Source organism: Streptomyces sp. ADMS (genome assembly GCF_033441795.1).
Classification (GTDB): Bacteria; Actinomycetota; Actinomycetes; order Streptomycetales; family Streptomycetaceae; genus Streptomyces.
In genome coordinates this window covers 14,330-39,336 of sequence record NZ_JAVFVX010000073.1, presented here as the reverse complement: position 1 = coordinate 39,336, position 25,007 = coordinate 14,330, and the positions used below count along the sequence as shown (strand labels likewise).

25 protein-coding genes and 4 pseudogenes are annotated in these 25,007 nt (G+C 70.9%); 5 read left to right on the top strand and 24 right to left on the bottom strand.

The window, feature by feature from the left end:
• Positions 1–47 precede the first annotated feature (47 nt).
• Both RB628_RS27380 and RB628_RS27375 read right to left on the bottom strand, forming a co-directional pair.
• Complete coding sequence (locus RB628_RS27380) at positions 48–584, bottom strand: hypothetical protein (protein ID WP_318323186.1); 537 nt, start codon at positions 582–584, stop codon at positions 48–50.
• The gene (locus tag RB628_RS27375; protein WP_318323185.1) at positions 581–949 is read right to left on the bottom strand and encodes a hypothetical protein; all 369 of its coding nucleotides are present in this window, start codon (positions 947–949) and stop codon (positions 581–583) included. The genes RB628_RS27380 and RB628_RS27375 overlap by 4 nt, the downstream gene beginning before the upstream one ends.
• Before the next feature lie 95 nt (positions 950–1,044).
• Between RB628_RS27375 and RB628_RS27370 the strand changes: the two are divergent.
• Positions 1,045–1,209 (top strand): annotated as a pseudogene (locus tag RB628_RS27370) (pirin family protein); the annotation flags it as partial.
• Between the two features lie 406 nt (positions 1,210–1,615).
• Here the strand turns inward: RB628_RS27370 and RB628_RS27365 are convergent.
• Positions 1,616–2,011, bottom strand: a pseudogene (locus RB628_RS27365) (IS1380 family transposase); the annotation flags it as partial.
• A 387-nt stretch (positions 2,012–2,398) separates the two neighbouring features.
• On the opposite strand from RB628_RS27365, the gene RB628_RS27360 reads away from it, so the two are divergent.
• On the top strand, positions 2,399–3,193 hold the full coding sequence (locus RB628_RS27360; protein WP_318323184.1) for a formate/nitrite transporter family protein: 795 nt from the start codon (positions 2,399–2,401) through the stop codon (positions 3,191–3,193).
• Positions 3,194–3,199: 6 nt separating this feature from the next.
• Positions 3,200–4,015: an SDR family NAD(P)-dependent oxidoreductase gene (locus tag RB628_RS27355; RefSeq protein ID WP_318323183.1), complete on the top strand. Its 816-nt coding sequence runs from the start codon at positions 3,200–3,202 to the stop codon at positions 4,013–4,015.
• 406 nt (positions 4,016–4,421) lie between these two features.
• Here the strand turns inward: RB628_RS27355 and RB628_RS27350 are convergent.
• Both RB628_RS27350 and RB628_RS27345 read right to left on the bottom strand, forming a co-directional pair.
• Positions 4,422–5,359, bottom strand: a pseudogene (locus tag RB628_RS27350) (hemolysin family protein); the annotation flags it as partial.
• A pseudogene (locus tag RB628_RS27345) lies at positions 5,356–5,655 on the bottom strand (transporter associated domain-containing protein); the annotation flags it as partial. The pseudogenes RB628_RS27350 and RB628_RS27345, both read right to left, overlap by 4 nt.
• A 389-nt stretch (positions 5,656–6,044) precedes the next feature.
• Between RB628_RS27345 and RB628_RS27340 the strand changes: the two are divergent.
• Positions 6,045–6,941, top strand: coding sequence for a transcriptional regulator (locus RB628_RS27340; protein ID WP_318323182.1), 897 nt, complete (start codon positions 6,045–6,047; stop codon positions 6,939–6,941).
• A gap of 3 nt (positions 6,942–6,944) precedes the next feature.
• Here RB628_RS27340 and RB628_RS27335 read toward each other — a convergent pair whose 3' ends face one another.
• Positions 6,945–7,304, bottom strand: a complete 360-nt coding sequence (locus RB628_RS27335) for a peptidoglycan-binding domain-containing protein (RefSeq protein WP_318323181.1) — start codon at positions 7,302–7,304, stop codon at positions 6,945–6,947.
• Positions 7,305–7,378: 74 nt separating this feature from the next.
• The gene (locus RB628_RS27330) at positions 7,379–7,762 is read right to left on the bottom strand and encodes a peptidoglycan-binding domain-containing protein (RefSeq protein WP_318323180.1); all 384 of its coding nucleotides are present in this window, start codon (positions 7,760–7,762) and stop codon (positions 7,379–7,381) included.
• Between the two features lie 672 nt (positions 7,763–8,434).
• Here RB628_RS27330 and RB628_RS27325 point away from each other — a divergent pair.
• Positions 8,435–8,812 carry a hypothetical protein gene (locus RB628_RS27325; RefSeq protein WP_318323179.1) on the top strand — a complete coding sequence of 126 codons (378 nt, stop codon included), beginning with the start codon at positions 8,435–8,437 and terminating at the stop codon, positions 8,810–8,812.
• Positions 8,813–8,932: 120 nt separating this feature from the next.
• On the opposite strand, the gene hypE is transcribed toward RB628_RS27325, so the two are convergent.
• The 17 genes from hypE to RB628_RS27245 form a co-directional block, all read right to left on the bottom strand.
• Positions 8,933–10,012, bottom strand: a complete 1,080-nt coding sequence (gene hypE / locus RB628_RS27320; protein WP_318323178.1) for a hydrogenase expression/formation protein HypE — start codon at positions 10,010–10,012, stop codon at positions 8,933–8,935.
• Complete coding sequence (gene hypD, locus RB628_RS27315; RefSeq protein ID WP_318323177.1) at positions 10,005–11,135, bottom strand: hydrogenase formation protein HypD; 1,131 nt, start codon at positions 11,133–11,135, stop codon at positions 10,005–10,007. Before hypD ends, hypE begins: the two co-directional genes overlap by 8 nt.
• On the bottom strand, positions 11,132–11,437 hold the full coding sequence (locus tag RB628_RS27310; protein ID WP_318323176.1) for a HypC/HybG/HupF family hydrogenase formation chaperone: 306 nt from the start codon (positions 11,435–11,437) through the stop codon (positions 11,132–11,134). Before RB628_RS27310 ends, hypD begins: the two co-directional genes overlap by 4 nt.
• Positions 11,438–11,468: 31 nt before the next feature.
• Complete coding sequence (gene hypF / locus RB628_RS27305; protein WP_318323175.1) at positions 11,469–13,847, bottom strand: carbamoyltransferase HypF; 2,379 nt, start codon at positions 13,845–13,847, stop codon at positions 11,469–11,471.
• Positions 13,844–14,620 (bottom strand): hydrogenase nickel incorporation protein HypB, encoded by a 777-nt coding sequence (gene hypB / locus RB628_RS27300; RefSeq protein WP_318323174.1) that lies wholly within the window; start codon positions 14,618–14,620, stop codon positions 13,844–13,846. Before hypB ends, hypF begins: the two co-directional genes overlap by 4 nt.
• Before the next feature lie 3 nt (positions 14,621–14,623).
• The gene (locus RB628_RS27295; RefSeq protein ID WP_318323173.1) at positions 14,624–15,022 is read right to left on the bottom strand and encodes a hydrogenase maturation nickel metallochaperone HypA; all 399 of its coding nucleotides are present in this window, start codon (positions 15,020–15,022) and stop codon (positions 14,624–14,626) included.
• Positions 15,023–15,166: 144 nt separating this feature from the next.
• Positions 15,167–15,280 (bottom strand): DUF6893 family small protein, encoded by a 114-nt coding sequence (locus tag RB628_RS42705; RefSeq protein ID WP_412180733.1) that lies wholly within the window; start codon positions 15,278–15,280, stop codon positions 15,167–15,169.
• Positions 15,281–15,291: 11 nt separating this feature from the next.
• Positions 15,292–15,837, bottom strand: coding sequence for a hydrogenase maturation protease (locus RB628_RS27290; protein WP_318323172.1), 546 nt, complete (start codon positions 15,835–15,837; stop codon positions 15,292–15,294).
• On the bottom strand, positions 15,834–17,264 hold the full coding sequence (locus tag RB628_RS27285; RefSeq protein ID WP_318323171.1) for a hypothetical protein: 1,431 nt from the start codon (positions 17,262–17,264) through the stop codon (positions 15,834–15,836). Before RB628_RS27285 ends, RB628_RS27290 begins: the two co-directional genes overlap by 4 nt.
• A complete protein-coding gene (locus RB628_RS27280) occupies positions 17,261–17,953 on the bottom strand; it encodes a DUF6084 family protein (protein ID WP_318323170.1) in 693 nt (230 codons plus the stop codon). The genes RB628_RS27285 and RB628_RS27280 overlap by 4 nt, the downstream gene beginning before the upstream one ends.
• Positions 17,950–18,591: a DUF5947 family protein gene (locus tag RB628_RS27275; RefSeq protein WP_318323169.1), complete on the bottom strand. Its 642-nt coding sequence runs from the start codon at positions 18,589–18,591 to the stop codon at positions 17,950–17,952. Before RB628_RS27275 ends, RB628_RS27280 begins: the two co-directional genes overlap by 4 nt.
• Positions 18,588–19,130 (bottom strand): hypothetical protein, encoded by a 543-nt coding sequence (locus tag RB628_RS27270; RefSeq protein WP_318323168.1) that lies wholly within the window; start codon positions 19,128–19,130, stop codon positions 18,588–18,590. The genes RB628_RS27275 and RB628_RS27270 overlap by 4 nt, the downstream gene beginning before the upstream one ends.
• On the bottom strand, positions 19,127–20,911 hold the full coding sequence (locus tag RB628_RS27265) for a nickel-dependent hydrogenase large subunit (protein ID WP_318323167.1): 1,785 nt from the start codon (positions 20,909–20,911) through the stop codon (positions 19,127–19,129). Before RB628_RS27265 ends, RB628_RS27270 begins: the two co-directional genes overlap by 4 nt.
• Positions 20,912–20,991: 80 nt before the next feature.
• On the bottom strand, positions 20,992–22,080 hold the full coding sequence (locus RB628_RS27260; protein ID WP_318323166.1) for a hydrogenase expression protein HypE: 1,089 nt from the start codon (positions 22,078–22,080) through the stop codon (positions 20,992–20,994).
• Positions 22,081–22,142: 62 nt separating this feature from the next.
• Positions 22,143–23,924: a hydrogenase maturation protein gene (locus RB628_RS27255; protein ID WP_318323165.1), complete on the bottom strand. Its 1,782-nt coding sequence runs from the start codon at positions 23,922–23,924 to the stop codon at positions 22,143–22,145.
• 193 nt (positions 23,925–24,117) lie between these two features.
• Positions 24,118–24,375 (bottom strand): hypothetical protein, encoded by a 258-nt coding sequence (locus RB628_RS27250; protein ID WP_318323164.1) that lies wholly within the window; start codon positions 24,373–24,375, stop codon positions 24,118–24,120.
• The gene (locus RB628_RS27245) at positions 24,362–24,676 is read right to left on the bottom strand and encodes a DUF6400 family protein (protein ID WP_318323163.1); all 315 of its coding nucleotides are present in this window, start codon (positions 24,674–24,676) and stop codon (positions 24,362–24,364) included. Before RB628_RS27245 ends, RB628_RS27250 begins: the two co-directional genes overlap by 14 nt.
• Positions 24,677–25,007 lie beyond the last annotated feature (331 nt).

Below are 25,007 nucleotides of genomic sequence, written 5' to 3'. Positions count from 1 at the left end.
CCCACGCACACCAGCCCCGTGACCAGCAACTTCAGCTTGCACACCTCTCAATGCGGATAGGGCTTGCGAGGGTCGGTTGCCTGCCGCAGCAGGTAGCCGTCTACCGTGCCGTGCTTCTCGGCATACCACTGGATCGTCTCCCTGATCCGAGCAGGCAGGGGCACATCGCGGTACTCCCCCGCCTTGCGGTGCTTGAGTGGCCCGTACCGCCGGGTCGACAGCACGACCTGCTCGGTGATCCGATACACGTCATCGGCCACGATGTTGTTCAGGTTCACCGCGTACGCCTCGCCGTTGCGCAGGCCGCAGCCGCTCATCAGGTCAATGACCAGTGTGAAGGCGTCGTCACCTGCGGTTCGTATCGATCGCAACTGCTCAAGGGACGGGATCACCGCCCGAGCAGGGTCGTACTGTGGCGGCTTGACGCCTTCCAACGGGTTGTCGGAGAAGATTCCGAGCCGATGCGCGTCGAGGAGCACCGTGCGCAGCTTGTCGAAAGCGTTGGACTGGGTGGCCACACCAGCGCCGTTGCGCTCCATGATGCGGATGAAGCCGTCGACCACCTTGTGGTCGAAGGAGTTCATCCGCCGAGTGCCGGGTACAGATGATGCTCCAACAGCGAGTCGAGGTGTCGTAGAGACGAGACAGCCAAGTGCCTTTGCCCGGCCTTCCACTCCTCAACGTACTCCTCGAACCGCATCGTCCCGTACTTCTGAATGCGCTCCGCCTTCGACTGTGACTGCGGCGCCGCCTTCTTCTGGCTGTAGACCTCCGTCAAACGCGCGATCGCCTTGTCCTGAGTCCCGAAACCGGACTCCTCCGTCTGCTTGCCCGCCGCACTGCGGTACCGGACCTTGTACTCGTGCGGGCACTTCGACCAACGGGATTCAGGGTGCTCGCAATCCTTGAAGAAGGTGCCCATACCGCGGGCGAGCGTGCGTGCTGCCATGTGGTGCTGTCTCCTCGGCGTCCGATGCTGACCTTTTGCTGACGCCCGAGGGTGTTCGATACCTCTGACCTGGGAAGAACCGTCGATCGCGTGGTATGTGGTGGAACTTCGTCGGGCGTACCCAGGAGGAGATCGTGCGGGCTCGCGACGACTGGGCGAAGGGCACCCGTTTCGGCGAGGTGAAGGGCTACGACGGCGCCCCGCTGCGCGCGCCGACTCTGCCTGAGACGCCGCTGAAGCCACGAGGAAGGGTACGCTGACCAGGGGAAACCCGCTCCATCGGTCCCGGGCGCCGGGACCGGCTGTCAGCCTGTCCAGCTACCAGGATCTCTGGCAGCACGGCGCCTCGGATGCTGCTGCACAGGCGCCTCCTTGGCCGTCCGTGATTCCAAGTGTGGGCGTCTGTAGGCAGCTGTGGCAGGACGGATGCTGACCTGATGCCGACTTTTCTGACAGATCGGCAGAATGTGGTGGGCGATGCATCCGCCATGGGGAGACTAGCGCGGGGCCGTAGAAACCACATGGCGTTGCCAGCAGATGCCCCCGGAGCGGAGCCGCCTTCAGAGGCTGTCGTCGCAGGCAACCATTCGGATGGCCGATTGTGGAAACCTGGTGAAGCCAAGGGTTCACCAGTCACCAGGGACGATGCCATGAACGGACCTCCGCGAGAGTGGTCAGGGCCGTCCCTGGTGTGGAGACGACGCCGAGCAGCGCGTTGAGCCCTTTGACCTTGCTGTATCCGTATCCGGCGCCCTGCTTGGCGTAACCGTGGGTGCGGCGGATGGTGTCGTCGATGTCCACGTAGGCGACCTGGTCCGCGCCGGGCAGCAGCGGAGTGTACGCCGCGAGACGGGGCAGCAACCGGCGGGCCACGGCGTGCGGTTGCTTCACGTGGCCGTGGGTGAAGGAGCGCAGGAACGAGCCGAGCGTGGACGGGGCCCGCACTCCGGTGAACAGGCGGGGCATCGCGCCGTGCCGCAGCCGGTCCATGTCCTCGATGCTGTCGGCGCCCGCGACCATGCCACCCACCAGCGACATCAGCTTCGCCGCCGGGAAAGTTCCGGTGCCGTCCTTCGAGCCGGGGCGGTTCAGTGCTCGTCGGCCAGCGCGGGCAGACCGCACCGCTCTGAACACAGTCCCTGACGCTTCCTGTCTCGTCGGGTGACGCCCGAACAGGTCGTGGCGGAAGGACTCCCGGGCAGTGCCGACGCAAAACCGGCTGCAGGGGGCGGCCGGTGATCGCGGTGGCCAGATGTTCACATGGCGTCGCCTCCCGCGCACCACTGCCGGTCAGCGGCGTGCGCAGACACGTCCGGCACGAGCCTGCAGCTCAGGCGGGACCCCCGACAGCCCGGTGCGGCCAGCCGGGGTTGACCTCTACGGGTGAACTTCGGGCACCGAACGACACCGGCAGGCCCGTGCCCGCACCCGTCCGGGTAGGAGGCGTCCATGGCCCAACCACCAGCGCCCCTGGAGATCTATCACCGCGCCGAGGAGGAAGGCGAGCGACGTCTGACCATGCCCCTGCTGGAGAAGACGTCCACCGGGTTCGGCGCCGGTACCACCATCGTGTTCGGCATCGTGGCGTTCGCCATGGCGGAGGAACTGGCCAGGCCCCGGCTGGGGTCAGCGCTGGCTCATCTCATCGGTGCGCTCGCCTTCGGGATCGGCGTGGTCTTCGTTGTGGTCGGCCGCTCCGAACTGTTCACCGAGAACTTCTTCGGCCCGGTCGCCACGGCGATCGACCGGCACCAGCGCTCGGCCTGGATCCAGCTGGGCCGGCTGTGGGGCGTCGTACTCGTGCTCAACCTCGTGGGCGGAGCGGTCATGGCCGCGATCTTCTCGGTGGAGGGGACGCTCCCTCCGGGAGCGCACGACGCCCTCGCCGAAGCGGCCCGGGACATTTCCACGAAGAGCGGTCTGGCGACCTTCACCCGCGGACTCGCGGCCGGGACGCTGCTGACCTTGCTGTCGTACCTGCTCCACGCCGCCGAGTCGACCGGGAGCCGCATCATCCTGGCCTACGTGGTCGGCTTCTTCCTCGCCCGCGGACCGTTCGACCACGTCGTCGCCTCCGGCCTGCACCTGCTGTTCGGCGTATGGCTGGGCGACACGGTCTCCTACACGGACGTCGGCTCCAACCTCCTCCTGGCCGGCGCGGGTAACCTGGCCGGAGGGCTGCTCCTCATGACGCTCACATACACCGCCCAGGTCAAAGGAACCCGCGGAAACGGGAACGGATAAGCCGACATGTCGCAGAAACTGTCGCTGGATGTGTCACCGAACCTCTCCCCCATTCACTCGAGCCCTGAAAGCTGGGCACGCCAGAGGACAGCGGTGGTGACTGGTGCCTCGTCGGGCATCGGCGCGGCCGTGGCGCGCGGGCTGGCTCAGGACGGCTGGCGGCTGGTGCTGAACGGCCGCGACACCACGCGCCTGGACGGTGTCGCGACGGACACCTTCGCCGCGGCGTTTCCGGCGGATCTCACTGCGGCGGGAGCCGACCGCCGGCTGGCCGACTTCGCCCTCGACCAGGTCGGCCGGGTAGACGTACTGGTGGCCGGTGCCGGAATCGGCTGGGCCGGTCAGTTCAGCGACATGCCTGAATCCGCCATCGACGAGGTCATCCACGTCGACCTGCTCTCCACGGTGCGGCTGGTACGGCACCTGCTGCCGCACATGGTGGGAGCCGGTTCCGGACGAGTGGTGCTCATCGGGTCCGTGGCAGGCGCTCTCGGCGTTCGGGGCGAGGCCGTGTACTCCGCCGCCAAGGCGGCACTCGCCGTATTCGCCGACGCCCTGCGATACGAACTGCACGGCACCGGCGTAGGGGTCACCCTGGTCATCCCGGGCGTCGTGGAGACACCCTTCTTCGACCGCCGGGGCACGCCCTACACGCGCAGGAGGCCAAAGGCGGTGCCGCCCGAGCGCGTGGCGGACGCCGTGCGGCGCGCTATCCGACGGGGCACGCACGAGGTGTACGTGCCGGGCTGGCTGTGCCTGCCCGCCCGGGTGCACGGAATGGCCCCGGCCCTCTACCGGCGCCTTGCCGCCCGGTTCGGCTGAGACTTCGGCCCTCGAGGTAGGCGACATTGCCCCCCAACGGCACTGGACTGCGGTGGTGCCGTGCGGCAAGGACAGCACAGGTGATTCCCCGCCATCAGCTCTGCTCCCCGTTGCTCGCGACCGGCCGCATCGTGCACCGGGTGCCGAACATCGCGGGTTCCACCCGGTGGGCGGTGCCCGGCATCGTCACCACAGCCAGGCGTGGGAGCCGCACCCGGGACAGGGCGCGGGCATCGCGGCGCGTGGCCGCGTTTGCCGATCCGGCTCTGCCTGGTTCCTCCTTCTTCTTTGCCTTCGGCTTCGGCTTCCGGGGCCGCTTCCAGACCGGCTCCCACAGAGGTTCATCGGGAACGACGACCTCCCCCCTGCCGGGCGTTCTCGCGTGCTGTGCGGGCGCGGGCGTCCTCACCTTGCCGCCCTCGCCGAGGACGGCGGCGAGGTGGCTGCCGTCGGCCCGCAGGGCGGCGAGGGTGTCGTCCAGTGGCGTGTCGATGCGAACCTGGGTGACCAGGTGCAGTGCGACGCGTGGGAAGGGCCGGTCGCGGTCGGTGAGGCCGAGGGTGTCCTTGATGTGCAGGTACCCCAGGAGGGCGCCGTCCTGGCCCGTGACCGGAAAGCGGGAGTAGCCCGCCTCGGCCGCGGTCCGCTCCAGCGCAGCCGGGGTGATGGTGTGCATCCGCTGCGCGGGAACGAGGATCTCGCCGACCGGTCGGGTGCCGAGCTCCAGCGCGTCACGCAGCCGTTCGCCGTCGGCGGGCAAGAGCAGGCCGCCCTCGCTGGAGTCGACGACCATGCGAGCCAGTTGATCGTCGGTGAAGGTGGACTCGACCTCGTCCTTCGGCTCGACGCGCAGCAGCTTCAGCAGGGCGCTGGCGAAGGCGTTGATGCCGAAGATGACCGGCCTGAGCGCCCGGGTGAGGGCGACCAGCGGCGGGGCGGGGATTAGCGCGGTGGGGACCGGTGCGGCCAGGGCGATGTTCTTGGGGACCATTTCCCCGACCAGCATGTGCAGGTACGCCGCCAGGCTGAGCGCGATGACGAACGCGATCGGGTGCACCAGACCGCGGTATGTGGGCCGCCTCGAAGCCGGGCTCCAGCAGGTGCGCGATGGACGGCTAGGCGACCGCGCCCAGCACCAGCGAGGACGCGGTGATGCCGAGCTGGGCGGTGGCCATCACCGCAGAGAGGTGTTGCAGACCCCACAGGGTCATCCGCGCCCGCTTGTTGCTTTCACGGGCGCGGGGCTCTGACTGCGGCGCACCGAGATCAGGGCGAGCTCGCCGCCACGAACAAGGCGTTGACCAGCGCCATCAGGGCGCCGATGGCGAGCTGGATGGCGGTCATCGGGGCTCCTCCCCCGCCTGGGCCGGAAGGCTGATCGGTTCGGTGATGCGAACCCGGTCGGCGATGTGGTGCTCGACCGCGAGGACGTCCAGCCGCCAGCCGTCGAGGTGGAGGGCGTCGTCCTTGGCGGGGATGCGGGCGAGGCGGGTGGCGATCATCCCGGCCACGGTCGCGTACGGGCCCTCGGGTGCGGTGAGTCCTATCCCGGCGAGCTGGTCGAGGCGTACGCCGCCGTCCGACTCCCATACGGCACGGCCGTCCCCGGTGGCGGGTGCGGGCACCAGGTCGGGCACCTCAAACGAGGAAGGGTGCGCTGAACAGGGAAAACGCTCCACCGGTCCCGGGCGTCCGGGACCGGCTGTGAACCTGTCCAGCTACCGGGATCTCTGGCAGCGCGGCGTCTCGGACGCTGCTGCACAGCAACGCCCCCCGTCGCCACGGTCACAGCGAACACCCCAAATCCCCTGCGGACCAGATCAGTTGCCCATCTCAGCGCGACCACCGTGGCCTGTACCCGGTGTGGCGTGAAAAAGCTTCCTGGCCGTGACGAATGTGGTGCAGAGTAAGCCGCAGTAAACCGGGGGACAGCAGTGCGGGGGATGCAATGCTGCGCGTGCATATCACCAGTGAGGATCTCTTCCGGGTCAGGTTCGCGAGCGGACCTGACCCCCTGTGGGAAACCGTGATGAGCATCAGGCAGCTCCGCTCCACTCGGGGCGGTGCCGTCTTCGACCCGTGGCGGGCGCAGGTCCGCGACCGGCTCTGTCGACTGCCGCAGCGGTATGGGCGACTGCTGCGCCATCTGGTGCCTCCGGCGGGCGACCTCCCTGGTTTCCTGACTCCGCAGCGGGCGGGGCAGGGGCTGGAGGCCGGCATCGAGACGGTGCTCGGCACCCCGCGCGCCCGGCTGCGGCGGGAGCTGTCGGCGCTGCCGGGGGCGCCGTCGTGGCTGCGGCCGTTGGCGGAGGGCGAGCCAGCAGCGCTGGCGCGGCTCGGCGCGGCACTTCGTGCGTACCACCACGCGGCGATCGCCCCCTTCTGGCCGCGGGTGCGGTCACTCGTCGACGCGGAACGCGCCGCCCGGGCCCGCACCGTGCTCGACCACGGGACCGAAGGACTGCTGGCCTCGATGCGGCCGGCGATGCTGTGGCAGGCACCGGTGCTTGAGGTGGGCCACCCGGTGGAGCGCGAGATCCGGCTGGCCGGGCGGGGGCTGGTGCTGGCGCCCTCCGCGTTCTGCTGGCGCTGGCCCGTGACCGTCGTCCACCCGGGGCTGCCGCCGGTGCTGGTGTATCCGGTCGAGCGGGGACCGGAGTGGTGGACCGGCCCCGACCACGCCCCCGGGGCCCGGGCGCTGGCGAATCTGCTGGGACCGACGAGGGCCGCGTGCCTCGCGGTCATCGGAAACAGCTGCACCACGGGTGAACTGGCCCGCCGTACGGGGGTCACCGCGCCCACGGCGAGCCTTCACGCCACGACGCTGCGGGCGGCGGGTCTGACCACCTCGACGCGTCAGGGCAACAACGTGGTGCACACCCCGACCCCGCTGGGATCGGCGCTGCTCAGGGCGGCCGACCCCTGATGCCTAGGCCACGTCGCAGTTGCGCAGCGCGATCCAGGTCTGGGGGCCGACGATACCGTCGTAGGGGATACCGCGGTCGTTCTGGAAGGCCCGGAGGGCGACCGCTGTCGCCCTGTCGAAGACGCCGTTGACGGGACCCGCGTAGTAGGCGCACTGGGTCAGCAGGCACTGCAGTTCCCTGACCGCGCTGCCGGTACTGCCGGGGCCGACGGAGGGTGGCGTGGGACGGTTGTCGTATCCGCAGTACAAGGCGGCCGGCCGGACGTCGGCGGGGGCGGCGGTGAGGGCGGCGGCCGGCGTGCTGAGACCGGCGGTCAGGGCCGCGGCTGCCGCGGCCGCCGCAATCGAGCGCAGGGATGGCATGAGCGCTTCCTTCCTCGGTGGTGCGGAACGGATGAAGCCGCCCCGGGGGTCCGGGGCGGCTCGCCGCGCGGCGATCAGCAGTTGCGCAGGCAGTTCCAGGTCTGCGGGCCGACGATGCCGTCGTACGAGAGCCCGTAGTCGGCCTGCAGGGCGTAGACGGCGGACCGGGTGGCGGGACCGAATTGGCCGTCGATCCCGGACGAGCCGACGGAGTAGCCGAGCGTGATGAGCAGACACTGGGCCTCGCGGACCGTGTTGCCGGAGCTGCCGTAGCGGATGGTGGGCGGTGTCACACGGTTGTCGTAGCCGCAGTACCAGGCGGCCGCCTGGACAGAGCCGGCGGTGGCCACGTCGCGGGCCGGCGCGGCGGAGGCCGGGCCGGCAGCCAGTACGGTGCCGCCGACCATGACGGTCGCGGCCAAGGCGGTCGACACGGCGGCAGTGCGGATGCGCTTCATGGATTCTCCTCATCAGCGGGTTCCGGAGGAGCGGTGTGCCCCACCCTCACTTTCCGCACAGCATGGCCCGGCAGGCGCATGCCCAGCCAGGCCATTGCGTCCTGGCCTAAAAGCGCAGGTCGGCGCGGTGCGGATGCCCGTGTGCTGCACAACCGGAAGCTGACCCGGCAGTCAATGGAGAAGCCCCCGGCGGCCGCTGGTGCAGAGCGGGCCGCCGGGGGCTTCGCGGTGGTCGCCCGGAGCCGACGGGGGTGCGGCGCCGGGCGACGATCAGGGGGACCGCTGGTGGTCGCCTCCATGGCGGGCGCGGTGTCCTGGAGCCGGTCCAGCCGTTCGTCCAGCGCCCGCAGCATGAGGGCCGTGTTCTGCTGCCCCGCTGACGCAACCCCTCCGACACCGGCGACGTCGGACAAGTCCTGCCTACGGGTCACAGTTCGGGCTCCGGCTTACCACCCGAGCGCCGGAGCTGCCGTCGACGCCTCTGAAGCCACGGGGCAGGGTGCGCTGACGGGGCAGGCACCTGCGGGCGGCTCTGGCGGGAGGGCGACATGGAGGGAAGTCGAGCCAGAACCAGCCAGGATGTGCCCTGAATACCTCAAAGTGGAATAATTTACCCACCATGGGTGTGTGTGACCGGCATGCCTCACCAACCATGAAAAGGCAGATCCCACCATGTCGAAGAAATCACGTCCGTCCGAGCCACCGCACGGAGAGGGCGCCAGCCGTCACCAGGGCACCGGGCAGCACGGCTGGTCGCCCGATGTGGACGAGACACGCCAGCAGGACAACCCGAGCGCCCACCGCTCCTTCCGTACGGCTGAGCAGGCCGGCAAAAGAGGCCGGGGCCGGACCAAGTCCCCAGAGGAGACGAAGTCCGTTCCCGGCGACACGGTCGAGAGTCTCGGTGCACACGGCGAGGAGTACGGCGACACGGACGAGAAGGGCAGACGCGATACCGGACGCCGCGGCCGCTCCCAGCGCCCCAGCGGCACCAAGGACGCTTCTGCCAAAACCGGTGTGGACCCCCAGGACCCGCCGTCCAGGCACTGACCGGGTCAGGGCCTGTCCTGCGGATCAGGCAGAAGACGGGGGCCTGATCCGCCCGGCAGGTCCCGCGCGTCGAGCCGGTCGGCGCCTGGACGCTCACCCCCTCGACGCGCGACGCCCGTATCAGCAGATCCGCGGCAGTTGTTCCCCGATCGGCAGATCGACCACCCGCGTTCCTCCCAGGCCGGTGCGGGCCACGACCATGCCGGGATGCGCCTCGACGGCCTCGCCGATGATCACGGAGCCCGCGCCCAGAGGGTGGGCTCGCATCGTCTCCAGGACGGCGTCGGCGTGCTCGCGGGGGACGAAGGCCACCAGTTTGCCCTCGTTGGCGATGTACATCGGGTCAAGTCCGAGAATGGCGCAGGCATTGGCCACGGCCGGCGGGACCGGGACGTCGCGTTCCCGGATGACCACCCCGGTGCCGGAGGCCTGCGCGATCTCGTTGAGCGAGGCCGCCAGGCCGCCCCGGGTGGGATCGCGCAGTACGTGCAGATCCGGGGTGACGGCGAGCATGGCCTCGACCAGCCCGCCGAGCGCCGCACAGTCACTCTTGACCTCCACCCCGAATTCCAGCCCCTCGCGAACGCTCATGACCGCCACCCCGTGGACGCCGATCGCACCGCTGACGATCACGACGTCGCCGGGGACGACCCGCTGAGGACGCAGATCGACACCTGCCGGGACGAGACCGATGCCCGCGGTGTTGATGTAGATCCCGTCGCCGTGGCCGGCCTCCACCACCTTGGTGTCGCCGGTGGCCACCTCCACACCGGCGGTGCGCGCGGCCGCGCCCAGCGCCTCGGACACCCGTGTGACCGCGTCCAGCTCGACGCCCTCCTCCAGGATGAATCCGCAGGAGAGGTAGGCGGCGCGGGCGCCGCTCATGGCAAGGTCGTTGACCGTGCCGTTGACCGCCAGATCGCCGATGCTGCCGCCGGGGAAGAACAGCGGCCGCACCACGTAGGAGTCGGTGGAGAAGGCAAGCCGGGCCCCGCCCAGGGAGAGGACGGCGGCATCACCCATCTGGGCGAGCACCTCGCCCCCGAAGGCGGGCGCGAAGATCTGCTGGACCAGTTCGGCGGAAAGGACTCCTCCGCCGCCGTGGCCCATGACGACGCGGGGCAGGTCGCGTACCGGTGCCGGGCACGTCCACCCTTCGAGGTCCAGGGCGGGGACGGGGAGACCGGTGGTGTCAGACAACGGGGCTCGCCTCCCGAACCGTCGTGGTGGTGGGCATGTCCAGCCTCCGGTAGAGGTAGTACGCCGCGCAGGCGCCCTCGCTGGAGACCATGGTGGCTCCCAGGGGAGTGCGGGGGGTGCACAGGGTGCCGAAGGCCTCGCACTCGTGCGGCTTGAGCAGCCCCTGCAGGACCTCCCCACTGCGGCACTCGGCCGGTTCCTCCGTCCGGATGCCGTCGACAGAGAAGCGGTACTCGGCATCGTGGTCGCGGTACTTGGACGACAGCCGCCAGCCGCTGCCGGGGATCACCCCGATGCCGCGCCAGGCACGGTCGGTGACCTCGAAAACGTCTTCCAGTATGGCTCGGGCAGCCGCGTTGCCCTCCGGGCGAACGGCACGGGCGTAGGCGTTGTCGACGGTGTGCTCACCGCGCTCCAGCTGCCGGACGGCCCGTCGCACTCCTTCGAGGATGTCCAGTGGCTCGAAGCCCGTCACGACGATCGGGACACGGAAGCGTTCCGCCAGTTCCGGGTACTCCCCCACGCCCATCACGCTGCAGACGTGCCCGGCGGCGAGGAAACCCTGCACCCGGCAGCTCGGCGACGACATGATCGCCTCGATGGCCGGTGGTACGCGGACGTGGGAGACCAGCATGCTGAAGTTCGCCATGCCCAGCTTCCAGGCCTGATGGACCGTCATGGCGTTCGGGGGTGCCGTCGTCTCGAAGCCGATGCCGAAGAACACCACCTCGCGGTCCGGGTTCTGCCGCGCGATCCGCAGCGCGTCGAGCGGCGAGTAGACGACGCGCACATCACCGCCTTCCGCGCGGATCTGGAACAGGTCCCGTCCCGTGCCCGGCACACGCAGCATGTCACCGAAGGAGCAGAAGATCACCTCCGGCCGGGAGGCGATCTCCAGGGCCTTGTCGATGACCTCAAGCGGGGTCACGCACACAGGGCAGCCCGGCCCGTGGATCAACTCGACCTCCTCCGGAAGGAGTTGGTCAATGCCGTGCCTGATGATGCTGTGCGTCTGCCCTCCGCACACCTCCATCAGGGCCCACGGCCTGGTCACCGTGGCGTGGATGTCGTCGAGGAGCCGACGCGCCAGCTCCGGGTCCTGGAACTCGTCGATGTACTTCACTGGTTGCGCACCTCTTCCACCGGGTCCATGCCCGCCTCCGCCGCCGCCGTCTCCCAGGGGTCGCCGAACTCCTCCTGCAACAGGCCGAGTTCGGCGAAGAGTTCAAGCGTCTGCCGCGCCGACTCCTCGTCCAGCCGTTGCAGGGCGAACCCGACGTGCACGATCGCGTACTCGCCGACCTGGAGGTCGGGCAGGTACTCCAGGCACACCTCCTTGACCACGCCGCCGAAGTCGACGGTGGCCATCCGGGTGCCGTCCCGCTCCTCGATGTCCAGCACTCTGCCGGGTACCGCCAGGCACATGAGCCTCTCCTCGCTGTGGGTCGCGCGTTGCTCAGTCGGTCGGAGTGGCCCGGGCGGCCACCATCAGCTGGCCCAGCGCCAAGCCGCCGTCGTTGGGCGGCACCAGGTGGTGCCGCAGGACCGTGAAGCCGTCCTCGCGCAGGGTGGCGGCACACGCCGAGGAGAGCAGCGTGTTGGCGAACACGCCTCCCGTCAGGGCGACGGTGTCCAGCCCGTGCCGCTCTCGCGCCCGCGCGCAGATCCGGTGCACGAGATGGGTCACGCTCAGGTGAAAGCGAGTCGCGACCAGGGCCGGCCCGGCCCCGGCGCGCAGGTCGCCGACGATCGCCGCGAGTACGGGTGCCGGATCGGCCCGTACGACGCCGCCCCCGCTCTCCTCCGACGTGTGCAGGGCGAAGGCGTACGCGGCAGCGGCGTCCTCGGCGGGTGCGTGCAGAGCCGCCCCTTCCAGCTCGACGGCGGCCTGTGCCTCGTATCCGGCTCGGTGGCACACCCCGGCGAGAGAGGACACGGCGTCGAAGAGCCGGCCCATGCTGGACGTGGGGACACAGTTCAGGTCTCGCTCCAACTGCCTTTCGAGGAGGCGGAGTTCGTCGGGCGGGCAGGCGGCCGTGCAGGCGAGGTCGTCGGACCAGCCGATGCCGGCCGCCCTCAGATGGGCCAGCGCCATGCGGTACGGCCGGCGCACCGTGGCGTCGCCGCCGGGCAGCGGGACGTACGCGAGGTGCCCGAACCGGGTGAAGCGGTCGTAGTCGGCGAGCAGGAACTCCCCGCCCCACACGGCGCCGTCGTCGCCGTGGCCCGTGCCGTCGAAGGCGACGCCGATCACCGGCCGGGCGCCGTCCAGTCCGTGCTCGGCCATGGCGGCGGCGATGTGCGCGTGATGATGCTGGACGCGCACGACGGGCCGGTGCGCCGCGTTGCGGCCGGCCCATCGGACGGAGCGGTAGCCGGGATGCCGGTCGGACACCAGGGTCTCGGGCCGCACCCCCGTGATGGACTCCAGCTGTGCCGCCGCGCGTTCGAAGGCCCGCTGCGTGCCGACGTCGTCCATGTCACCGATGTGCGCCGACAGCCAGGCTCGGCGGCCGGCCCCCAGACAGAAGGCGTTCTTCAGGTCTCCGCCGACGGCGAGGGCCGGCCGCACGGGCAGCGGGAGGGAGAGCGGCAACGGGGCGTAGCCACGCGAACGGCGGATCACCAGCGGCTCCCCGTCGCAGACGCGGACCACGGAGTCGTCGCACGGGACGTGGATCGGCCGGTCGTGCGTGAGCCAGGCGTCGGCCAGGTGCGCGAGCCGCTCCAGGGCCTCGGTGTCGTCGGTGACGATCGGCTCACCGGACACGTTGCCGCTGGTCATGACGAGCAACCGGGGGCCGTCCGGGTCGCCGGTCAGGCCGAGCAGGAGATGGTGCAGTGGTGTGTACGGCAGCATCACACCGAGGTCGGGGCTGCCGGGCGCGACGGCCTCGGCGAGCCGCGGGGCCCCGGCGGCGTACGACGGGTCCGGGCACCGCCTCACCAGGACGACCGGCCTGGCCCGGCCTTCGAGCAGGCTCAGCTCCTCGGGGCTCAGCCGCACGAGGTGGCGGACGTCGTCCGCGTTCCTGGCCATGACGGCGAACGGCTTGTCCCCGCGCGCCTTCCGGCGTCGCAGGAGGGCGACCGCCTCCTGGTTCGTGGCATCGCAGGCCAGGTGGTAACCGCCCAGGCCCTTCACGGCGAGGATCGCGCCGTCTGACAGCAGTGCGCGGGCCCGGGTGACCGGGTCCGCCGCCGTGACCTCGCCGGACTGCGGGACGAGCAGCCGCAGACGCGGCCCGCAGGCCGGGCAGGCGACCGGCTGCGCGTGGAAACGGCGGTCGGCCGGGTCCCCGTACTCCCTGGCGCAGTCGGGGCACATCGCGAAGCGGGCCATGGTGGTGTTGGCCCGGTCGTACGGCACGCCGGTGACGATCGTGAAGCGCGGACCGCAGTGGGTGCAGTTGACGAACGGGTGGCGGTGGCGCCGGTCCGCCGGGTCGGCCAGCTCGGCGAGGCAGTCGGCGCAGGTGGCGGTGTCCGGGGAGACCAGGGTGCGGGCCGGTCCGTCGGCACGGGAGGCGAGAATCGTGAACGCGGTGCCGCCGACGGGAGGCATCCGCGTGTGGTCGACGGACTCGACGCGTGCCAACGGGGGTGCCTGGCCGGCGATCGTGTCGCAGAACCGGGCCACGGCCGAGGCGGCGCCCTCGACCTCCACGACGACGCCCTCCGGAGTGTTGGCCACGTGTCCGACCAGGGCGAGTTCGGTGGCGAGGCCGTACAGGTAGGGCCGGAAGCCGACGCCCTGCACCACTCCCCGGACGGTGACCCGACGGCGTAGCGGAGTGTCCTCGGCGACGGCGACCGGGGCCTGCGGACCGCTCACGAGTGGGTGTGGGCCATGGTGCCGGTGGCCTCCGGGTGCGCGTGCGTGTGACCGTGGTCCGCGTGCGTGTGACCGTGGTGACGGGGCTGCCGGGCCATGACCGGCGAGTGGACGGGCGCGCCGTCCGCGGCTGCCATCGCCCGGTCGAGCAGCACGCCGATTCCCTGCCCCCGTCGTGCCGAGGTCAGGACCACCTCGACTCCCGGGTTGACCTGCTCCACATTCGCGCGGAACGCGGCCTCGTCGAACTCGACGGCCTCCGCGATGTCGGTCTTGGTGACCACGACCAGGTGTGCGAGGCCGAAGGCCGTGGGGTACTTGAGCGGCTTGTCCTCGCCCTCCGTCACGGAGGCGAGGGTGACCCTCAGCGTCTCCCCCAGGTCGTAGGAGGCCGGGCAGACCAGGTTGCCGACGTTCTCCACGAAGAGCAGCCGGGTGTCCTCGGGCAGCCACCCGTCCAGGTGCCCGGTGAGCATCCCCGCCTCCAGGTGGCACAGTCCGTCGGTGAGGACCTGCTTGACGGGGACGCCCGACCGCGCCAGGCGTGCCGCGTCGTTCTCGGTGGCGAGGTCGGCGGTCAGCGCCGCGACGGGAACCGACCGCTCCCGTGCTCCCAGCAGTTCGCACTCCAGCAGCGCGGTCTTGCCGCTGCCCGGGCTGGACAGCAGGTTGACGACAGCGGTGCCTCGCGCCGCGAGGTGGGCGCGCAGTTCATGGGCGCTCGCGTCGTTCTTGGCGAGTACGGCCTGGCGCAGGTCGGCGACACGGCACATGGTTCAGCGCTCCTCGGAGATCGGTTCACGGGTGGGCGCGTGCGTGGGGCCGCTGTCCTCCCAGTACACGTCGACGATCTGCAGTTCCCGGCCCGCGAGCAGGTCTGTACCTGTCCCGCCGCACTCGGGGCAGGTCAGCCGGGGTGGCATGCCGACGGCCCATTCGTGTGCGCAGGGCGTGCAGCGGGCCCGCCCCGGCACCTCTTCGGTGACCAGTTCGGCGCCTTCCAGCAGGGTTCCGGCGCAGGCCAGTTCGAAGCAGAAGGCGAGCGAATCGGGTACGACACCGGCCAGTTCGCCGACCTGGAGCCGTACCGACCGCACCGCCGTGACGTCACCGGCCCGCGTGGCGGCCTCGGCCACCTGGTCGACGACGGCCAGCGCGACGGACATCTCGTGCATGGGTCTCCGTCCTTCCGCGGGGGCCTCAGGTCGGCCTTCATTAGAGGTGCGAGCACCCGGGTCGCGCGGCCCGGCACGCCGTCACCGGGCGGCAGGTACGCCGTTCGACGCAACCGCACGGCGCACCGGGGTGGCGCCTACGGCTCACATCCGTCGGATCCGCAGGTAACGCCTGATGTCGGGGAACACCTCGGCGAAGACGGCGGCCGTGGCGGCCAGGGCGGCCAGCGCCGCTCCACCGATGACGATCTTCTTCATCCCGTCTCTCCTCATGTCGAAGCCTCAGCGGTTGGGGCCTTCGCCACGGACGGTTCGCCGTTCCGCAGCAGCTCTTCGATCATCCGGACGGCCGCCGGTACGGCGTCGGACACCGGCGCACTGAGACCGATGCCCTCGTCCACCGTCGCCGGTTCGCATCCGACGACCAGGACTCGGCGTGGTGGCTCGCCGCCGGTCCCGGCGCACAGGGTGCCCAACAGCGCCAGGACGGCGTCGGGGGTCATCCGGTGGCCGTCCAGCGCGGGGGTGCCCGGCGATGGGATCGCGCCGCCGACATCGTGTTCGATGACGTACAGCGTGCCGGGGGCCTCACCGCGAGACGTGGCGTCCACGAGGACGAGGGTGTCGTAGCCGTCCAGGAGCTGGTAGGCGAGGTGCACCCCGCGCACCCCGATGTCCACGACCTCGATGTGTCCGGGCAGGTCGCGCTCGGCGAGCCGGCGCGCGGTCTCGACGCCGAAGCCGTCGTCGCCGAGGAAGATGTTGCCGATGCCGGCGACGAGGGTTGTGGGCCCTGACTGCGGGGAGGGGGTCATACGTCGTCCTCCAGCGGTGTGACCTCGTCGGGCTGGAAGTACAGGAACCGTCCCTGCTCGCGGCGGATGTCGGCGCCCGGGTCGCCCTCGACCGTGACCGCCAGGTGTACCCCGCCGTCGACGTCGTGCAGCACCGCCTCGACCTTCGCGGTGCGGCCCCGCAGGAAGATGTCCTGCGCGTCGGTGCGCCGCAGGCCCGGGCGCAGCTCGACACGGGTGCCCTTGCCCACCGGCCGGCCGTCCACGACCACCCGGTCGCGCTCCGGGTCGAAGCCCTCGTCGCTCGCCGGGTCCCACCAGGGGGTGTCCGGCTGCCGTACCCCGTACTCGTCGGGGAAGCCGCCGGGCGAGGCGGTGGGGTCCGGGCCGGTGACCTCGCGCAGGCTCCGTACCGCCCCGTGCAGGCGCTCCAGGACCTCGGCCGGCATCGAGTCCGCCAGTTCGATCACGGCGGCCGCCCGCTCGTCGGTGCCCCGGGCCTCGCGTTTCTCCTCGTCGGTGAGGGCCGCGGTGCGCAGCGCGAGGATCTCGTCGATCTCCGTGGCGTCGTAGAGCGCGCCGGGGCTCTCCGGCGCGATGGCCGGATGGTCCTCCAGGATGATCGGCGAGGACAGCACGAGGTCGGCGCTGCCCGGTTCGCCGGCGAGGACGGGCCAGGTGTGCAGGTTGCGGCAGGCGGCGACCGCGCCCTTCGCCCACTCGGGGGGATCGGTCATCGACAGGAACGATCCGGCGCTGAGCGCCATGAGGAGGTGGGTGGCCACCAGAGAGCGCGGCAACGCCGCTTCCCGGTCGGCGCCGCGACCCTCGGAGGGTGTCCAGTCACTGGTGTTCTCGATGACGGCGGTCAGCCGCAACGCCCGGTAGGGGCCGTCGAGTTCGCGGGCGGCCAGCCGGACCGTACCGTTGATCTCCTCGCATCGCCGGACCAGTCGGCCCACGGTTCGGCCGGCCGCGTCCAGGACCGGCTCGGTGTCCTCGCGGGCGGGGCGTCGGAAGGGATGCGTGACGCCGTCGCCGAGGAGCTCGTCCACCGACGCGACCACCTCGACCCGCTCCTCGCCGCCCTCGTCCCACGGGACCAGCACCCGGTCGTCGAGGCGGAGTTCGGTGACCGTGTCGAAGCCGCCGTCCGGGCGGGCCCGCTGCACCGTGCGCCGTCGGGCGTGCAGGAAGCGCACCTCGACCGAGAGGGTCGCGCCCGCCCTCGGTTCCATCAGACACTCGGTGTGCTGGAAGTCGTGCTCCTCGCACTCGGCGCCCCAGCCGGGCGGCACGAGCACCCCGAACTGCCAGCGCAGCCGGTTCTTGGCCGCCGAGGCGCGGTACGGGTAGAGCACATAGCCCTCGAAGAGGACGGCGTCGGCCACCTGCCGGGCGAGGGCGAACCGCTTCTCCGTCTCGGAGGCGAACGCGGTCACGGTCACGGATCCGTCCTTCCGGTGGTGCCGGTGAGCGCGCGCAGCGGGTCGCGCCGGGGTGGGTCCGCGGCGCCGCTGTCGTCGAGCAGGGCCTTGAGGGTCGCCTCCCAGGAGGGCAGCGCGTGCCGGGAACGGTAGGCGAGGAGGGCGTCCATGGTGTCGCTGGGCAGCCGGAGCCAGCCGCACCCGGGGAAGTGCTGCTCGACCATCTCCCGCCAGGTGGCGACCGGCATCCGGAAGGCCGCCTCCCGGTCCCAGGGCACCGGCTCGACCTGGAACCCGCCGTCTCCGGTGAACGCCGTGCCGGAGAACAGCATCAGCAGCGGCACCTCGCCGTCGGTGAGGGCGGTGAGGTAGCGGGTGGCGGCGATGTCCATGTCGTAGGTGCAGGGCACGACGAGGTCGGTCTCGGTCTCCCCGGTGAAGCTCGGCACCATCAGCGAGACCTGGGCGAACTGCACCGGCTGGAGCGTGCTGCCCCAGCGGGAGCGCTCGCCGAACAGGTCCCCCAGTCCGTCGGCCTCGGCGGAGTCGTAGGCCCGGCGGGCGGGTTCGATACGGATCTGGCAGCGCAGCGCGAGGGCGTGCACGCGCGCGTTGCCGGCCGCGGTGACACGCAGCCGGAAGACGAGTGTCGGTCCGGCGGCGTACCGGTCGGCGCGGACGCCGGCGCAGGCGAAGGAGAACTCTGTCACGGCCGCACCGCCTCGTCCACGGGCTGGGCGCGTCGCGAGACGTCCGCGAAGAACGCGTCCAGAGCGGCGCGGGCTTCCGCCCCACCGTCGAAGCCCTGCCACAACAGGCGCATGCGGCCGACGAGTTCGTAGCAGATGTCGATCGGTACGAGGTGGCACTCGCAGCGGCCGTCTGTGCGGCGCAGCAGCAGCGCCTCCACGTCGGGTTCAAGGAGTTCGGCGAGGCGGCTGCCGCCGAGGACCGCCGTCCACGTGGCGGGTTCGAGTTCGCTCTCGGTGGCCCCGGCCGGACTCGGGTACAGGGCGACCAGCCGGTCGAGCGCGGCGTTACTGAAGAGGAAGGCGACGCCGACCGGGATCTGCAACGCGTCCCACGCACTCTCGTCGAGGCGATGTCCTGGGTCGGTGAGGTAGCGGGCCGGGACCGTGCGGAAGCGGCCCGCGGTGGCGCCCGGCTGTTCCATCAGCAGCGCGCATGGGGCGCAGGCGCAGACGAGGGCGCGTTTCTCGGTGTCGACGAGGTGACGGTGGCCCGCCTCCACCGTCACGGCGCACAGCTCGCACCGCTCGGGCTGCGGAGGTCGCTCGGTGAGGAACCTCCGCAGGCCGGGCGGGCGCGTCGCCGGGGACGCGGTCATCGGGCCCCCGTCGGTGCCGTGCCGATCTGGAGGAGCGTGGGCCCCGCCGGTGCCGTCTGTACGTCGACGGCCCTGACCTCCGGCGCGAAGCAGGCGAGCGCCGCCTCGGCGGCCTCCCGGGCACCCGCGCCGGAACCGGAGCCACAACCGCAGCCGCCGGCCGCCTCCCGGGCCCGCAGCGCCAGGGTGCCGCTCTCCTCGTCGAAGCCCACGACGTCCAGGGCGTGTTCCCGGACGCTGCCGAGGGCCCGGGCGATGCGGGTGTCGCGGTCCTCGGGGTGCAGGTCGTGCAGGACGAGCAGGCTCGCGACCAGTTCGTCACCGAGCAGTCCCGCCGGCGGGTCGCCGGGAGCGGAGGACAGCAGCTGGAGGATGCGGGCCAGGCCGGCACCGTAGAAGTCCATGAGGGACCGGACGAGTTCCTCCGCGGCCGCGGCGGCGGCCGGGTCGCCGCTCGCGGCCAGACGCTCCAGCACCTCCTCGACTCGGCGGCCGGTCTGCTCCGCGTTCACCGGCGTCGCCGCCGTCGCCGCGCTCATCCGCCCAGTCCGCTCAGGCCGGTGGGCACGTGCATCGACTTCACCGTCTTGCCGCCGCCGACGTACATGTGGACGCCGCAGGGCAGACAGGGGTCGAAGCTGCGGACGGCGCGCATGATGTCGATGCCCTTGAAGTTCTCCGGGGTGTTCTCCTCGAAGATGGGCGTGTTCTGCACGGCGTCCTCGTACGGGCCCGGTGTGCCGAAGGTGTCCCTGGTGCTGGCGTTCCAGGGGGTCGGCGGGTACGGGTGGTAGTTGGCGATCTTGCCGTCGCGGATCACCATGTGGTGGGAGAGGACACCGCGGACCGCCTCGGTGAATCCGACGCCGATGCCCTCGTCCGGGACCTCGAACCTCTCCCAGGTCTGAGTGCGTCCGGCGCGGACCTCCGCCAGGCCCTTCTCCGCGCAGTGCAGGGCGACGGCGGCGGCGTACGCCTGGAAGTAGGTGCGGGCGCGGTTGCGCTCCAGCGCGTTGGACCACTTCGGGATCTTCCACTCGAAAGTGGTCTCCGGCTTGGTCATGGTGCGGGGGAGGTTGATGACCACGCTGTGGCCGGTGGCCTTGACGTACCCGATGTCGACGAGACCGGACAGGGCGGTCGACCAGAGGCGGGCGATGGGGCCGCCGCCGGTGTCGAGGGCGAGGTGGTCCTTGCCGTCGAACCAGCGGGGGGACATGACCCAGCTGTACTTGTCGTCGAAGTTCCGCTTCTGCGGGGCCGGGATGGTGTGCTGGTTCCACGGGTGGCGCGGGTCCACCGGGTTGCCGAGCGGGTCGTGGGTGACGAACTGTTCCTGGCCCTGCCAGTCCTCGTAGTAGGAGCTGCCCAGCAGGATACGGATGCCGAGGTTGATCTCGGTGAGGTCGTTGGTGACGAGCTTGCCGTCGACGACGACACCGGGAGTGACGAACATCCGCCGGCCCCAGTCCGTCATGTTGGCGTAGGTGAAGTCGCAGTACTCGGGGTCGTTGAGCGCGCCCCAGCAGCCGAGCAGGACACGCCGGCGGCCGACTTCCTCGTACCCGGGGAGTGCCTCGTAGAAGAAGTCGAACAGGTCGTCGTGCAGGGGCACGACACGTTTCATGAACTCCACGTAGCGCATCAGGCGGCTGAGGTAGTCCGTGAAGAGCTGTACGGAGGCGATGGTGCCGACGCCGCCCGGGTAGAGCGTGGAGGGGTGCACATGGCGGCCCTCCATCAGGCAGAACATCTCGCGCGTGTAGCGGCTGACCTGGAGGGCCTCGCGGTAGAACTCCCCTTCGAGGGGGTTCAGCGAACGCATGATGTCCGCGATGGTGCGGTAGCCGTGCTCGGCCGCGTGCGGAGCCTCGGTGCGCTCGGCGAGTTCGAGGACGCCGGGGTTGGTCTCCCTGACCATCTTCTCGCAGTAGTCGACCCCGACCAGGTTCTCCTGGAAGATGTTGTGGTCGAACATGTACTCTGCGGACTCACCGAGGTTGATGATCCACTCGGCGAGGTGCGGGGGCTTCACGCCGTACGCCATGTTCTGCGCGTACACCGAGCAGGTGGCGTGGTTGTCCCCGCAGATCCCGCAGATGCGGCTGGTGATGAAGTGGGCGTCCCGGGGGTCCTTGCCGCGCATGAAGACGCTGTAGCCGCGGAAGACCGACGAGGTGCTGTAGCACTCCGCGACCCGCTTCTGCTTGAAGTCGATCTTCGTGTGGATGCCCAGGCTGCCCACGATCCGGGTGATCGGGTCCCAGGCCATCTCCACCAGGCCGCTGCCGTCGCCGGCCGCCTTCGTCTTCGGTGCCATCTGTGTGCCGTGCCCTTCGTTGCGCGGGGGGTTCGTGTGGGGGTGCACGAAGCGGGGAGCGGACTACGTGCGGCGGACGCTCACCACGGGGGTCGGTATCCGGTGGTGATCCTGTCTCCGGTACGGCGCCACTTGGGCTCCTTGTCCACCGTCCTGGCGGTGACCGACCGCAGCTTGCGGACCACGGCGCCGTACGCTCCGCTGGCGCCGCTCGACAACTTGGCCCCGGGGGGTTCGTCCATGAACGGCATGAACTTGTCGGGGAATCCGGGCATGGTGCAGGCGATGCAGATGCCGCCGACGTTGGGGCAGCCACCGATCCCGTTCATCCAGCCGCGCTTGGGCACGTTGCACTTGACGACCGGGCCCCAGCAGCCCAGCTTGACCAGGCACGTCGGCGAGTCGTACGACAGGGCGAACTGGCCCTGTTCGTAGTAGCCCGCGCGGTCGCAGCCCTCGTGCACGGTGGCCCCGAACAGCCAGGTCGGGCGCAGTTTGTCGTCCAGCGGGATCATCGGGGCGGAGCCGGCCGCCTGGTAGAGCAGATAGGTGAGCGTCTCGGAGAAGTTGTCGGGCTGGATCGGACAGCCGGGGACGCACACGATCGGGATGCCGGCATGGGACTTCCAGTCCCAGCCGAGGTAGTCCGGAACGCCCATCGCGCCGGTCGGGTTGCCCGCCATGGCGTGGATGCCGCCGTAGGTGGCGCAGGTGCCGATGGCGACGACCGCCAGTGCCTTCGGGGCGAGCCGGTCGATCCACTCGCTGGTGGTGATCGGCTGGCCGGTCTCCGGATTGTCGCCGAAGCCGCACCAGTAGCCCTCGGGCTTGATCGCCTCGTTGGGGATGGAGCCCTCGACGACCAGCACGAACGGGTCGATCTCGCCCCGCTCCCCCTTGAAGAACCACTCGATGAACGTGTCCGAGCCGCCGATCGGACCGCACTCGAAATCGATGAGCGGCCAGTGGACGGCGATCTTCGGAAGACCCGGCAGCACACCGAGCACGATCTCCTCGATGCTGGGCTGCATGGCCGCCGTCAACGCGACCGAGTCGCCGTCGCAGCTCAGCCCCGCGTTGATCCAGAGAATGTGGATCGTGGGTGTCTCGTCGGCGGGCGCGCCGCCTGTGTCCGCGGCATCGACCGTGCCCGGCGTCGCCTCAGTCATGGGACCGCCTCCTGGGGAGGTTAGGGATGAAAGCCTTTATTCAGCCGTCGTCCTTCTTCGTATCAGCCGTTCGGCCGTGATGAGACACCATCGAGGGCCGTTCCAGTGACGCCGGCGGCAGAGCCGATGTGACCGGTTTGCGCAACCGGGGCAGGAGCCAGGTGCGGCGGAGTGCCCCGTGGCCGCTCCTTGCGGACGAAGGAACGACGCAGAGCGTGATACGGGGCGCCCGGGTCGTCGAAGGTCCGGCGCATCCGGGCCAGCTCCCGTTCACGGAAGCCGGCCAGCGGGGTCGCGCTCTCCAGCCGGTCCAGCTCCGTCTTCTTCGCGGCGATCCGTGACGCCGTCGCCGGCAGTGACGCCAGCCGAGCCGCCAGGTCGCCGACCTCCTGTGCGAACGCGTCAGGACCGCAGTCGACCACCCGGTCGACGAGCCCGAGGCGCAGCGCGCTCGCCGGGCTCACGGGCAGAGCCTCACGCATGAGCCGTTCGGCGGTCGCGGCTCCCACCCTGCGCGGCAGGGTGTGGGTCCAGTACTCCGAGCCGTACAGGCCCATCAGCCGGTAGTGGGGGTTCAGCACGGCGCCCGAGCGGCACCACACCTCGTCGGCCGCCAGGGCGAGCATCACCCCGCCCGCGGCGGCGTTGCCGGCGACGGCCGAGACCACGAGCCGGTCCGTTGTCGTGAGGACCGCCTCGACCAGGTCGTCGATGGCGTTGATGTTCGCCCAGGACTCGGCGGCGGGGTCGGCGGCGGCCTCGATGACGTTGAGGTGGATCCCGTTGGAGAAGAAGTCGCGTTCGCCGCCCAGCACCAGCACCGACGTGGGCCGTGTGCACGCCTCGCGGTAGGCGTCCAGCAGACGTCGGCACTGCTCGGTGCTCATGGCGCCGCCGGGGAAGGAGAACGAGAGGAAGCCCACGTTCCCGTTCTCCCGGTAGCGGATGTCCGTCCAGGTCCGGTGCCGCACCTCGGGCAACCGGGGCAGGGCATGCTCGGGCAGTGGCGGGAGCCGGTCGCCCAGAGCCCGCACGGCAGGCAGTTTGAATGTGGGCGGCTGCCCGGGCCCACGGCGGGGCCGCAGCTCGGGGATCCATACGGCACCGTCCTTGGTGGCACGGCAGACCGCCCCGGCCCGGGTGGCCAGCAACTCGCCCGGGCGGCCGCGCAGCACGCTCTCGGGGTGACCGCCGTGCAGGTACCACTCACCGCCGAACAGCTGGTCCAGCACGCCGGGCTGCGAGTCCGCCGCTCTCAGCCTGCGCAGGACGTCCCGGGTGGAGTCCTCGGCCCAGTCGATCCGCCGGACACTCTGGTCGAGGTACGGCCGCGCGCGCGGCCGACCGTCTGCCGTGCGTGCCATGTCCTGTTCGCGCGGTACGTAGGCGCCTCCGGCGAAGCGCTCCACCGCGAGAATGACGGCCTCGATCGCGGCGTCGGCGATCTCGCCCCGGTACAGCTCGCTCTTGGGCACCTGAGGAATCCGGCACGGTACGGAGGCCCACACGTCACCGGCGTCCATCTCCCCGTCGGCCTGCAGGACGGTGACACCCCACTGGTCGGCTTCCTCGTGGATCGCCCAGTCCAGGGAGGACGGTCCTCGGTCGCCCACCGGCCCAGGATGGACGACGAGACAGGTGTACGCCGCCCACACCTCCTCGGGAATCGCCGTCCTCAGCATCGGCGCCACGATGAGCTGCGGTGCGTGCCGCCGCACGGTTTCCGGCAACGGGCTGCCAGGCAGGGCGAGTTCGACCGCCACGGTGTGGCCGCGGTCGCGCAGTTCGGCGTGAGCGCGCTGAGTGAGGCTGTTGAACGCGCTGGCCAGGATCAGGATGTGCACGGCTGCCTCCGGGCGGACGGACGGCAGGCAGGGATGGCCGCCGACCGCGATCCTCGGCCAAGGCGGCCTGCCGTTCCCGGCGACAGACGGTGAGGTCATCCGAAAGCGGGCGCCGATCCGCCGTCCGGCCTCACCGGCCGTCGCCCGCGGCGGCACCGGCGACCCGGCCCGCCGAGTCAGCCGTGGTGGACGATCACTGTCGTCGCAGGCCGCTGGTAATGCGCTCCCACGGGGAGCGGGTGGCACCGAAACGGGTCTCGTGTGTCCAGATGTGGGTGCACGACCGGCACTGCAGATGGAGCAGGCTGCCGACGTTGGAGAGCAGGTAGCGCCAGTGCTCGGAGCAGGTGCGCCCCTGCTCGCAGGTGCCGCATCCGCGACGGTCGTCACAGTTCGGGCAGGCCACCCAGGCGCGGCGACCGATGTCGGCCTGCGGGTCAAGCGGCAGCATGGCCGTCCCCTCTCCGCGGCAGCACACCGGCCGAGACCAGCTCGTCGTACACGCGCTGCTGTTCCGCGCTGAGGCCGGAATAGAGCAGCTCATACGCCGCTTCCTCGCCGCGCAGTACGGCGACGGGGTCCCAGTCGGGGCCGAGAGCGTCCAGGACATGAGCACGCCGGAGCATTTCGTGTGCGCTCAGGTCGACGTCCAGGTCGGCCAGGGGGAGGGCGCCGGGTCGGTCCGCCGCGGGCCTGCTCGCCTCAGCGGGTTCGTCCGGTTCGCCGGGAAGGGAGCGGCCATGGGAGGACATGCGACCGAACGTAGGTAAGCGTTCCTCCCTCCGGCAAGAGCAGGTGGGGGAAGTCACAGCGGGTCCGCCCGGCTCTCGGCCCGGTCCCCCGCCGACGCACGGCAGCGGTCGGGCCTCGCCGGACGGCACCCGCGCCCGATGGTGCTCAACGGTTCGGCCCGGCTCGGTGACGAAGCGCACGACCTGCGGGGCGAGGGCCGCACCGTCCTCTGGTCCGGCTGGATCGCCGGACCTGGCAGTGGCGGCGGACCCGGGCTGGGGCCGGGAGCGGCGCACCTTGCGTCCAGGTCCTCCGGGCCGGCCCAGGCCTCGCTTTCCCGCGACGAGGCGT